This window comes from Pantoea sp. CTOTU46764, assembly GCF_031974595.1.
Classification (GTDB): domain Bacteria; phylum Pseudomonadota; class Gammaproteobacteria; order Enterobacterales; family Enterobacteriaceae; genus Pantoea; species Pantoea trifolii.
Window position 1 is genome coordinate 1 of the sequence record NZ_DALYOQ010000100.1, and the last position, 12,057, is coordinate 12,057.

Here is a 12,057-nt window from a genome sequence, read left to right on the forward strand (position 1 = left end):
TCACCGTGATCTGATAAATAAACCAGGCTGGTGGTGTATTCATCCTGATGCGCTTTCAGCACATTAATCGCTTTATTGACGATGTAATCAATATACAGAATGGTGTTGTCGTAGGTATTGACCAGCTGTTCTTGCGAACAATCCTGAATTTGGCTGGTATCGCACGTTGGGGTGAATTTTTTAAACTGTGGAGGATAACGGTTGTAATAGGTTGGGCCGTGGCTACCAATGGTGTGCAATACGATAACACCATTGCCTTTCAGGTTTTTAATGTAGTCCTCAATGCCGTGGAATAACACTTCGTCATAACATTCACCGTCATGACACATATCCGGCAGATTCAGACTGCTCATATCCTGATGCGGGACGCGATCGCAGGCACCTTTACAGCCACCATCATTGTCATTCCAGAGAACCTGCACACCGGCACGCTGGATAATATCGAGCATCCCTTCCTGATGGCTGGCAAGCTGGTCGTCATAATGGGCACGCGGCATATCCGAGAACATACAGGGTAACGAGACCGCCGTGGCTGTGCCGCAAGACTGTGTATTAGGGAAATAGGTGACATTATCTTTCGCCAGCAACGGTGTATTTTCGCGTCCATAACCATTTAACTGGAAATTCACCGCACGCGTGGTTTCACCCACCACCAAAATCGTCAGGTTACGCTTTGGACCCGCCAGCATCTCCGGCTTCTGTTTGGCATCTAAACCAATTTGCACCAGCGGCAAATTGGCGGTGCGGCTGTGGTTATACCAGGAAAGCGTTGCCACAATCGAGTTTGAAGGGCTGAGCGATTTAATCAGCTCTTTTTGGTTACGAAACAGCGAGGCGTAATCTTTATAGAAAAACGTCGCGACTAAGGCGATGCAGATTACCGACGCGACAATCGAAGCCGCGCGTTTGGCGATGCTTTTCCAGATAGGTTTGCTGTTCTTAACGCGAATCCAGAAAACTAACAGGGCAGCCAGCAGCCCGCTACAACCCAGCGTAATAATCAACTTGGGTGATAATAGAGCAAAGGATTCAGACGGCGTGGTATCGATAATATTCACGATCATCGAGCGGTCAATAACAATACCAAACGTCCAGATAAAATATTGCGCAGCGGCGGATACTAAAATGAAGAGCGCAAGAATAACGCGGTCAAGCCACAAAAAGGAGGCTAATGTGGCAATAATATTGATTACGCTAAATGCCACTAACGGCATTGAAGCGAATACCAAAATGGTGCGCACGCTATCAAGCGGCATGGCAGCAAGCACTTGTCGATAAAACGCAATGTTCAAAAAGACCGCGATATAAATAGAAACAAGCGAAATAAAAGAGAGCCGACTCAACGTCGGTCTTTTGCGTAGCGAAAACGTCATTGTTCAATCCATGTGTGTGAAGATGGCGAAAGCTTAAGAAACTAAGGTTAAGTAAACCTTAAGCATTATCACAAATCCGTCATAAACCAATAAAATAATGATTTTTATGGTTATTTTGTGCTCGTTTTTTACATTGTAACGCAGCGCTGACAGCTTTTATCGGCGTGAAGCTTAAAATCAGATTAAAAATCAGGCGGCAGAAATTTAATTCTTTGCGCATTTTAAGGGAGTTTTAAGTTTACCTCGGCATTGTGTGGTTAACACGCTGACGGGGAATGCCCACATGACCGATAATTTGACCGACCTGAAAACCAAAGTGCCGCAGGCAACGCTGCTGTTCTGGGCGTTAAAAATGATGTCTACCACAGTAGGTGAAACCGGTGCTGACTGGATCAATTTTGGTCTCGGTTTTGGCCTGGTACATACCTCAATCATTGCCGCCGGATTGTTTGTCGTCGCGCTTATTTTTCAGCTGAAATCACCGCGTTATATTCCGTGGCTTTACTGGCTCACCGTTTTATTAGTCAGCATTACCGGTACCTTAATCACCGATTATTTAACCGACCAAATGCAAGTGCCACTGCTTTATTCCGTGGCGATGTTTGGCTCTGCGCTGGTAATGATATTGATGTTCTGGCATCGCTCGGAAGGCACGCTGGAGTTTGCTGCGATTAATACCACCAGCCGAGAACTCTATTACTGGCTCGCCATCATGATCACCTTTGCCTTTGGTACGGCGTTGGGCGATGCCCTGGCGGAGCGACTTGGCCTCGGTTATCTCTCCACCACCATGCTGTTCGCCGTACTGATCGCCATCACCGGCTTCCTGTGGCGTATCCGGGCAATCAGCGCCGTGGCCTGTTTCTGGTGCGTATATGTGCTGACCCGGCCGCTCGGCGCCGCACTGGCCGATCTGTTCTCACAACCGATTAAGCAGGGCGGTCTCGGCTACGGCACCACGCCGGTTAACCTCATCTTCCTGATTGCGATGGCGGCATTAATTGTGGTTTCGGGTGTGTTTTCACGCTCCTCACCTCAGGATCAACCATGAGAGTGCTGCTGGTTGAAGATGACCAGATGATCGGTTGCGCCGTGCAAGCCGCGCTCAAAGATGCTTCTTACGCCGCCGATTGGGTGCGTGATGGCGAACAAGCGTTACTTAGCCTGAGAACCCATGACTACGATCTGGTGCTGCTTGACCTCGGATTACCGGCAAAAAATGGCTTTGAGGTGCTTGATGAAGTTCGGCGTTCGGGCAATCAGGTGCCGCTGGTGGTGGTGACGGCGCGTGATGCGCTGGAAGATCGCCTGCATGGCCTGGATGCCGGAGCCGATGATTATTTGCTGAAGCCCTTTGAGATGAGCGAACTGCTGGCGCGTGCCAGAGCGGTGATGCGCCGTAAAGCGGGGCATGCAACATCGCTGTTAAGCAATGGCGAGCTGATGCTCAATCCTGCCACACGCGAAGTACAGCATCGCGATCGCGAGGAAAAATTCACCCTTTCCAGCCGCGAGTATGCGTTGTTGCAGGCTTTGCTGATGCAGCCGGGGCAGATTTTCTCGCGCAGCGAGCTGGAGGAGAAAATCTACGGCTGGGGCGAGGAAATTGAGAGCAACGCGGTGGAGTATTTCATCCATGCGCTACGTAAAAAACTGGGCAGCGACACCATCAAAAACATTCGGGGCGTGGGATGGAAAGTCTCAAAAAAAGACTAAGCGACTCCGCGCAATTCCGGCTGTCATTTGTCCTGTGCATGGCGGTGGTCGGCATTGCGCTGCTGTGCGGCGTGCTCGGTTTTCTCTCGGCATGGGATGAAGCGCACGAACTGCAGGATTCATCGCTGCAGCAGATTGCCAGCCTGGCAAAAGATGATCTGCTCGCGCCGCGCAACAGCAATTTCATTAGCCCGCCGTTACAGGATGAAGAGGCATCACGCATTATCGTGCACTTCATCTTTCCCGTGGCACAAGGGATGGAACCGGCATCGCAAGATGCTTTTTCCTCGCTCGCCTCGCTGCCGGCCGGGTTTTACACCACGCGCATCAACCGGCACGTCTATCGCGTGTTGATTGAGGCGCTGCATGATGGCCTGCGCGTAGCCGTTGCACAGCGGGCTTCGGTGCGACAGAGCGTGGCGCTGTCATCCGCGCTGCGCACGCTGGTGCCGTTCTGCATTCTGTTTCCGGTTCTGCTCTATCTGGTGGCCGAACTGGTAAGAAAGATTTTTCGCCCAATACGCAAGCTGGCGGATGCCGTCGATGCGCAACGCGATGGCCTGAGCATGGCGTTAAGCAGTGAATTTATACCGCGTGAGATCACCCCGTTTATCACCGCCATCAATCAGTTATTGCAACGCTCGGCAGAATCGGTGGAGCGGCAGCGGCGCATGAACTGCGTTCGCCGCTGACTGCTTTGATGTTGCAGGCCGAAAGGCTGGATGCCAGCGATCTTTCTACTGAGAGTCGCACCCGGCTAATGCAATTACGTGCCGGAATGAAACGCACCAGCACGCTGGTTGAGCAGTTGCTGAGCCTGAGCCGTGCGCAAAACGGAGAAGTGGGCAACCTGCCGCCGGTTGAATCCATCGCGGTGTTTACGGTGGTTAAGCAGGTAGTTTCCGATTTGCTGCCGCTGGCGGAGCAGAAATCCATCGATATTGGCGTGGTAGGCAATAGCGAGGCGTCAATTATTGCCCGACCATCGGAACTCTACACGCTATTACGCAATATTTTGCATAATGCCATCCAATATACGCCGTTAGCAGGGAAGGTGGATATTACGATTAATCACAGCGCAGCTTGTCTGTTTATCGATATTGAAGACAGTGGTCCGGGCATTGCTGTTGATAAAAGAGAACGGGTATTTGACGCATTTTATCGCATTGAAGGAAGCGATATTTCTGGCTCTGGTTTGGGACTGTCGATTGTCAGCGCCATTGTGACGCGCATGAAAGGGCAAGTGAAGCTCACTGCAGCAACGTCCTCCGCGACGGGGCTGAAGGTGAGCATTGCTTTACCACTTACTTAATTTTCACAAGGAATAAATATGATTCTCACTTCAGAGACAGCAGAGAATATTAATGACTCGCTCTTTCTTATGATTAACGCACCGGCGCATGCCTCTAGCTTATTTTTAACATTAGGGAATATCTGCGCTTCCTGGTTAATTTTTATTTTCCCGCTGAGCTTGCTGGTCTATTGGTTTAGCTTTAAGCCGGAAAATCAACGCGTGGCAATGCAGGCGCTTACCGCTGGCATCGTGGCATTGTGCGTGAATATGGTTATCGGTTATTTCTTTCCGCATCCAAGGCCGTTTATGGTGCCGATTGGCCACACTTTCCTTAGTCATGCTGCTGATGCCTCTTTCCCCAGCGATCATATGACGCTGGCCTGCGCCATTACCTTCAGTTTGCTGTTCAGCAGAATAATACAGACTGGCTTGAGCCTGCTGCTGCTGAGTCTGTTAATTGCCTGGGGACGTATTTATATGGGCGTGCATTTCCCGGCCGATATGCTGGGTTCAATCACGGTGGCGTTATTGTGTTGCTGGAGCGTGAAAAAAGCAGAAAATCGTTTAGATCCGCTATTTTCTCACCTTTATCGGCTGAATAATTATCTCTTCGGGCATCTGCGGATTAACCGGGAAAAAAGCTGAGTCGCTATCATGGTGATTGAAACCAGGCGAATTATTCGCAATCCCTATTTCTTATTAATCGCCTGTTGTGCGGTGCTGTTTGGTATTCCGCTCACTGCCTGGATGCTGCACTGGAATTGGAATGCCAGCCAGCAGTCAGCGGGGCTGTTTGGTTTTTATCTGCTGACGCAAACCGTATCACGACCTTATGGCATGATTACCGCCGCTTTGCTGGTGTGCGCGGTAATCTATACATTGCGTATTCGAAAAGCCGAATGGTTTAAATATGCTGTGGTGCTGTTACTGCCGATTATTTTGGGCCAGCTAGCCGTGAATATGATTAAGAGAACCACGCCTGAACCACGGCCTTATATTGTGTGGTTGAGCCAAACAGACAGCGAGATAGATCGTCATTTTTATCACGTGGAAAGCGCAGAACGGCAGGCGATGTTGAGCAAGCGGTTAGAGAGCATCAGCGTTATTCCGCAGTGGCAGAAGCAGCATTGGCTAAATCAAACCGATTCAGCTTTTCCGTCGGGGCATACGGTGTTTGCTGCCACCTGGGCGCTGATGGCAGTGAGTTTACTGCTCGCGCGCGGGAAAACGCTGTTGGCCACGATCATCATGCTGTGGGCAATGGGCGTGGTAATCAGCCGTCTTTTATTGGGAATGCATTGGCCCGGCGATCTCTTTACCTCAATCATGATTGCGTTTTATTTGAGTCTTCCAGCGGTTTATTTTCTGTGTCGGGAAGCAGAATAAAAGCGCCATCTCTCTGAGCGTTACTCAAAGCGATAATTTCATTTGCGCCAGTTTATCGAAGCCCACCGAACAGAAAGGAAAGGGGAGGATGACAAATTTGTCATGTAACTCATGCAGGCAAAAAAAAACGCCACAGCGTGGCGTTTTTAGGCAGAGAACCAAAGGGTGAGAAAACTCACCACGGCGAACGCGCTAACCGCAACCGCCGCATATTCACTGAATGGTCGGGACATCATCAATCTCATCGAAATTTCCTCTTAAGGTGAGGCTATTTTCATTAATGAAGATTAAGTGAACCTTAGGTTGAGGAGTGAGGCGCGAATAAATGCGCACCCTACAAAATCTGTAGGGTTGCCATTCATGGCGACCGTTTTTACATATCGAATGACGCACAACGGAAAAAACACCCATAACTTATTGATTATGCGTCCAATAAGTTCCCGTTTCAGGCAGTGGCAGGAACTGTTGGTTCATCTCATTTAGCGTCTGTTCCGGTGAGAGATCGTGAAAAAGCGCGGGATGAAACGTTTTGGCAAAAAATTCTGCCACCAGCAAGTGCCAGGGACTCATATAAAAGTTCTGCCAAAACGCATAGGCGTGCTGCTGCTGTACCGCCGATAACACCGAAACGGTTGCATCGCTGGAAAGGGCATGCAGAAAGCTTGCACGCGCAGCAGCGGCATCCACCTGCGGTCCAAGCTGCAAAAAGCCGGGTTCGGTGGGCGCTGCTGAACCGGTGGCGATATAGATAGCCGGATTGGCCGCGATCACCGCTTCTGGATTAAGTTGCCCAAACACTGCCGGGAAGCGTCCCGCCGCGATATTGTCGCCACCGGCAAAGGCGATCAAATCAGCCAGATTGCCATGCGCCACGGTAGTACAACATTCGGCCTTTTTACCGAGGTGCAACTGCAACATTACCCTCGGACGCTCGCCCTGAAAGCTCGCCAGACGTTCACGAATGCGCTGCATATGCTGCTGGTAAAACGCAATAAAGCGTTCGCTTTTCGCCTCATCGTTCAACGCTGCACCCAGCGTGCGCAGGCTGCTCACGGTGTTTTTCAGTTGATCAACGCGGAAATCGAGAAACAGCACCGGAATGCTTGCCGCCGCCAACTGTTGCATAAAGGCTGAGTTATTCGGCGGCGTGCGCGCATACACCGGCAAAATCACCAGATCCGGTTGCAGGGCGATGATTTTTTCCACGTTCAGCTGGGAAAAGTTGGAGTTACCGATTTGCGTGATGTTGGCGATCTGCGGAAAGGCTTTAACGTAGCGATCCCAGGTTTGCTTATCCAGATTGCGAAGATCGGCAGGCCAGCCCACTACGCGTTTAGCGGGATTTCCCTCTTCTACCAGCGCCAGCGTATAGATCATCCGGCTTTCACCAATCACCAGGCGCTGCGGATTATCCGGAACCTCTACTTTGCGGCCCAAGCTGTCGGTGAGCATTTTGCCGTGAGCGATCCAGGGCAATAGCAGCAGTAATGCAAGCAATATTCGTCTCATTATTCTGCTTTCTGATGGCTCCGCCCACGACGGCGGAGCGAATCATGTTAGAAATCGACTGACGCCTGCAGATACATCACGCGCGGCTCACCTTCAATGACGCGCAGATTACCGGCGCTGGATTCGTAATATTCACGGTTAAGCAGATTCTTCACGTTCAGCTTCAACTGCGTATGTTTACCGATCAGCTGACTATCCCAGGCGATAAAGGCATCCGCCACGGTATAAGCCGGCATCACAAAACTGTTTTCCGGATCGCCCGCCCGCGTACCGACATAACGTCCGCCGCCGCCGAGGCGTAATTCACCCGGCAACCACGAGAAGCGCAGCGTGTGGCTCAGATACAAACTGCCCATATTGGTTGGGGCATTCACCAGACGGTTGCCGACGTTGTCTGGGTTCACGTTGTCCGCCACGATTTCGGTTTTGTCGTAGCTGTAATTGGCAATCAGATTCCAGTCCGGCGTAATTTCACCGTTGATCTCCAGTTCAGCGCCGGTTGAGCGCGCTTTCGGGATATTACGCGTCACGCCATTGATGAAAATCGACATGTCTGTCTCATCAATACGATACAACGCCAGCGTTGCGGCCAGATTTGGCGCCACTTGCCACTTCGATCCCACTTCCCAGGTGCTGCCTTTTTCGGTTGATGCCACATCGCCGTTGTCATCGGTTTGCGTCGAAGGCGTAAATGATTTGCTGTAGCTGCCATACAGCGACACATCCGGTAAAACCTTATACACCACGCCAACTTGCGGTAGGAAGGCGTTACCGCGATCGTTGAGCGTTGTCTCTGGATCTATAAAGCCATTGCTGGAAGTTTGCGTATAGCGTTGGAATCTGCCTCCCAAAACGGCAATCCATTTATCAGTGAGATGGATGCTGTCTTTAGCAAACAGCGAACGGCTATACAGATTGGTGCGCAGGTTGCTGATGCTGTCGTTGTAGGTGCTGTCGCTGAGAATCGGTTCTTCACCGTAAACCGGATCGTACATATTGAAGCTGCGTGAAACGCTGCCGCGATAAGAACGCGCTTTGTAGGTTTCATTCTGCTCATAATCGACGCCCAGTAGCAGGTCATGTTGCATACCTGCAAGGGTTGGCGACCCGCTAATATCCCATGAAACGTATTCGGTTTGATGGTTGAAACCACGGTTGGCATCGGCACGACGCGAGACGATACCGGTGCTGGTGTTAATTGCAGTGGCGCGCACTTCGTTGCTGTCATAACGGCGCTGCATCCAGCCGTAATTGAGGTGCGTTTCCCAAACGTCATCGAGGTTATAGCCGTAGCTCACGTTGAGGCGTTTGTTTTTGCCCCATGCATGGTTGGCATAGTCGTCCAGACGACGGTTATAAGGAATATCCACCGGTTTGCCGCCGATAAATGCCGTGCCACGGTCGTAAGGCACGTCATATTTATACTCGACGTAACTGACGTTGAAGTTGGCGCGATCGCCGTACCAGCTTAGTGAAGGGGCCAGCAGCGTGTGTTCATTGACACCAAAATTGCGCCAGTAATCTTCGCGCTGGCGCTCAGCCACCATGCGGAAGGCGAAACCGTTGCCGAGAGGTCCGGTGACATCGACCATGCCGGTGCCGCCGCCGAAGCTGCTGGATTCACCGCTGATATGCGTATTCCATTGGTACTGCGGCTTTTTGCTCACCAGATTGATGATGCCGCCGGGATTGAGAATGCCGTACAACAGCGATGAAGATCCTTTCAGCACTTCGACATGATCGATGCTTGAATCCATGGTCAATCCCTGATTGCTGCGCACGCCATCAATGAAGATTGAACCATCGGTGTTGGAGCCGAATCCGCGTTTAACGAAGCCATCTTCGGTACCGCCCAGCGTGTTGCCTTGCGTCACGCCGCTGACAAACTTCACCGCATCGTTGAGGCTGGTGACCTGATAATCCTTCATTACCTGCGGTGTCACCACGCTGATGGACTGCGGTGTTTCACTGCGCGGTGTCGCGGTGCGTAACGTAGCAGCCGCGTCATCCTGGTTATAACTGCTGGTGGAAGAGGGCTGATCGGCCGTGACGGTTAATGTTTGATCGGCTGCAGCGGCAGAAGCGCTATACAGCAGGGTTGAAGCCAGTAAAACCTGAGAGCCAGAGAGCGTATATTTTACCGCTGGTGAAAAACAACAAAGACACTTCATTAGTTTAAATCCGCATCAAAATAGGGATATCAAGAAGCGCAGATAGTAATGAGATTGATTTTCATTTACAACAAAATTGTGGCGCTAATTTAGCGTTCTATGTTTTTTTTAAATAATTAGCGGGTTTGCATCAGATGGTGGAAAATTTATAGGTTGCAATGTGGAAATATAATGTAGATATAAAATTCTTTGTTATTCATGTCATTACTTTTATTTTGTAGTAGTCGATGTGGTTTTGTTGACGTTATTTTATTTTCACTACATTATTGCCGGGTCGGCAAGGGACATGGGTTCATGACTTGGGTTTTAAATCTGTTCAATTATTTTAACTATTTAAGGTTTTCTTAATCCTCGCGCCAATAATAGGGTTTTACGGCGCATTAATTTACAGGTGTTTATCTGCCGTGACCGATTCCACGCCAAAAACCAGTAAACGACCTTACGATCTCTACGGTGAACGATTCCATGCCTGCAAGCATCAGCTCACTCCACGTCTGTTAAAGGTTGCGCACTATATTCATCAGCATCGCAGAGCGGTGCTGGACAAAACCGCACTCGGTATTGCGATAGATACGCAAACCTCTGATGCCACAGTGATTCGCGCGATTCAGGCGCTGGGTTTCTCCGGGTATCGCGATCTCAAAATTGTCATTAGCGAATACCTTGGCGTCACGCGGCGTTCCCCCGCGCGCGTGGCCTCCACGGTGAATGAACTGGCGCAGGACGCCAAAGGCAGCATCGATTTTGTGCTGGATAGCTATCGCATCAGCTGTGAAATGCTGGCGGCGCCCGCCAATCGTCAGGCGATTCAACAGGCGATTGATCTGCTGCAACAGGCAGAACGTGTGGCGATTTTCGGCATTGGCGCATCAGCGATTCTGGCGGATTACACCGCGCGGTTGTTCAAACGTAATGGCACCTCGGCGTATGTGCTGAACCACACTGGCATTGCGCTGAGCGAGCAGATTGCCGAAATGCGCCATGCGGATGTGCTGATCATGCTGGCGCAGAACAGCGCGCACCCGGAAGGCAGGGTTACGCTGGCGGAAGCACAGCGGCTGGGCATCAAAATTGTTCTGCTGACGGCGGCCACCGATTCTATTTTTGCCCAGCATGCCGATGTGATGATTGAGATTCCCCGCAGTCGTTCCGCTGACAAAATGCCGGTGCATGCTACGCCGATGATCTGTCTGGAGATCTTAGTGTTAGGATTGGCCGCTGCCGCGCCGGTCGCCACCATGAATAGCATGAGCAAGCTGTATGAAATCAGTAACGCTTTGACACGCCCCGGCGCGCGCAAATCCCGAACGCCTTAATTTTGGAAGCAAATATGACCACCGATTTTCCCTTGCTGGACGTGCAGGGCGTAACCTTTTCGCTGCAGGGGCGCACGCTGCTGGCGCCCGTTTCGCTGCAAATCAATGCAGGAGAGAGGCTGTTGCTGACCGGTCCTTCGGGCAGCGGTAAAAGCACCTTGCTGATGATTCTCGCCTCGCTTCTGGAACCGAGCGGCGGGCAGATCCTGTTCGAAAACAACGATATTGCCAGCTTGAAAACCGAACATTATCGGCAACAGGTTTCCTATTGTTTCCAGACGCCGCAACTGTTCGGCGACACGGTGTACGACAACCTGGCGCTGCCGTGGCACATCCGCCAGCAGAAACCGTCGCGCGACAAGCTAGTTGAATCACTTGCCGATGTGCATTTGGCTGCTGACATGCTCGATAAAAAAATCGAGCAGCTGTCGGGCGGTGAGAAGCAGCGCGTAGGCTTGCTGCGCAACCTGCAATTTCTGCCGCAGGTGCTGCTGCTGGATGAAGTCACCAGCGCATTAGATGAAGAGAATAAAGTGATCATCAACGCATTGATTGATTCGCTGGTGCGCGAGAAGCATCTCGCCGTGATCGGCATCAGCCACGATGGGCAAGAGATCCGCGAGGCACAACAGGTGCTGAAACTTGAGGCACCAGAGCAGGGAACAACCAATGAGCCAGCATAATATTACCGACAGCTCGCTATTACTCTCGCTGCTGCTGGTGGTGATTGCGCTGCTGATCAGCCAGAAAGAGAAGCTTGGCATGAGCAAAGACATTATCTGGAGCGTGTGTCGCGCCATTATCCAGCTGGTGATCGTTGGCTATGTGCTCAAGTCGATCTTTGACCTGAACAATGACTGGCTCACCGTGCTGATGGTGCTGTTTATCTGCGTCAATGCGGCGCTCAACGCGCGCAAGCGCAGCCTTAATATCAGCAACGGTTTCGTTATCTCGTTTGTGGCGATTACCACCGGCACCACGCTGACGTTGACCATTTTGCTGCTGAGCGGTGCTATCGAGTTTATCCCGATGCAGGTGATCCCTATCTCCGGAATGATCGCCGGCAACGCGATGGTGGCGGTGGGGCTCTGTTTCAGCAATCTCAACCAACGCTTCAGCGATAACCGGCAAAAAATTCAGGAGATGCTGAGTTTGGGCGCACCGGTAAAAATGGCGTCGGCGCGCTTTATTCGCGACAGCATCCGCGCGGCAATGATTCCCACCGTTGATGGCGCCAAAACCGTGGGATTGGTGAGCTTGCCGGGCATGATGTCAGGGCTGATTTTTGCCGG

General features: G+C 51.3%; 12 protein-coding genes. 9 read left to right on the top strand and 3 right to left on the bottom strand.

The annotated features are described in order from the left end of the window. The coding region (eptA, locus tag RTM06_RS21605) for a phosphoethanolamine transferase EptA (RefSeq protein WP_312184667.1) at positions 1–1,373 on the bottom strand (1,373 nt) is incomplete at its 3' end. 283 nt (positions 1,374–1,656) lie between these two features. On the opposite strand from eptA, the gene RTM06_RS21610 reads away from it, so the two are divergent. The 6 genes from RTM06_RS21610 to RTM06_RS21635 all read left to right on the top strand — a co-directional run bounded on the left by RTM06_RS21610 (position 1,657) and on the right by RTM06_RS21635 (position 5,769). Continuing rightward, on the top strand, positions 1,657–2,424 hold the full coding sequence (locus RTM06_RS21610) for a hypothetical protein (RefSeq protein WP_312184668.1): 768 nt from the start codon (positions 1,657–1,659) through the stop codon (positions 2,422–2,424). Then, on the top strand, positions 2,421–3,089 hold the full coding sequence (locus RTM06_RS21615) for a response regulator transcription factor (protein ID WP_312184669.1): 669 nt from the start codon (positions 2,421–2,423) through the stop codon (positions 3,087–3,089). Before RTM06_RS21610 ends, RTM06_RS21615 begins: the two co-directional genes overlap by 4 nt. Next, a complete protein-coding gene (locus RTM06_RS21620; protein WP_312184670.1) occupies positions 3,065–3,781 on the top strand; it encodes a hypothetical protein in 717 nt (238 codons plus the stop codon). Before RTM06_RS21615 ends, RTM06_RS21620 begins: the two co-directional genes overlap by 25 nt. Before the next feature lie 8 nt (positions 3,782–3,789). Then, entirely contained in the window at positions 3,790–4,401 is a 612-nt protein-coding gene (locus RTM06_RS21625) for a HAMP domain-containing sensor histidine kinase (protein ID WP_312184671.1), read from the top strand. A gap of 18 nt (positions 4,402–4,419) precedes the next feature. Continuing rightward, positions 4,420–5,028, top strand: coding sequence for an undecaprenyl-diphosphatase (locus tag RTM06_RS21630; RefSeq protein WP_312184672.1), 609 nt, complete (start codon positions 4,420–4,422; stop codon positions 5,026–5,028). Between the two features lie 192 nt (positions 5,029–5,220). Continuing rightward, the gene (locus RTM06_RS21635; RefSeq protein WP_409455823.1) at positions 5,221–5,769 is read left to right on the top strand and encodes a phosphatase PAP2 family protein; all 549 of its coding nucleotides are present in this window, start codon (positions 5,221–5,223) and stop codon (positions 5,767–5,769) included. Positions 5,770–6,183: 414 nt separating this feature from the next. Here RTM06_RS21635 and RTM06_RS21640 read toward each other — a convergent pair whose 3' ends face one another. Both RTM06_RS21640 and RTM06_RS21645 read right to left on the bottom strand, forming a co-directional pair. Further along, complete coding sequence (locus RTM06_RS21640) at positions 6,184–7,278, bottom strand: ABC transporter substrate-binding protein (RefSeq protein ID WP_312184673.1); 1,095 nt, start codon at positions 7,276–7,278, stop codon at positions 6,184–6,186. Between the two features lie 47 nt (positions 7,279–7,325). Then, complete coding sequence (locus RTM06_RS21645; protein WP_312184674.1) at positions 7,326–9,449, bottom strand: TonB-dependent siderophore receptor; 2,124 nt, start codon at positions 9,447–9,449, stop codon at positions 7,326–7,328. A 404-nt stretch (positions 9,450–9,853) separates the two neighbouring features. Between RTM06_RS21645 and RTM06_RS21650 the strand changes: the two genes are divergently transcribed. The 3 genes from RTM06_RS21650 to RTM06_RS21660 all read left to right on the top strand — a co-directional run. Continuing rightward, entirely contained in the window at positions 9,854–10,765 is a 912-nt protein-coding gene (locus RTM06_RS21650) for a MurR/RpiR family transcriptional regulator (protein WP_312184675.1), read from the top strand. A 14-nt stretch (positions 10,766–10,779) separates the two neighbouring features. Then, a complete protein-coding gene (gene fetA, locus RTM06_RS21655; protein WP_312184676.1) occupies positions 10,780–11,448 on the top strand; it encodes an iron efflux ABC transporter ATP-binding subunit FetA in 669 nt (222 codons plus the stop codon). Then, positions 11,435–12,057: ABC transporter permease (locus RTM06_RS21660; protein WP_312184677.1), on the top strand; the 623-nt coding region annotated here is incomplete at its 3' end. The genes fetA and RTM06_RS21660, both read left to right, overlap by 14 nt.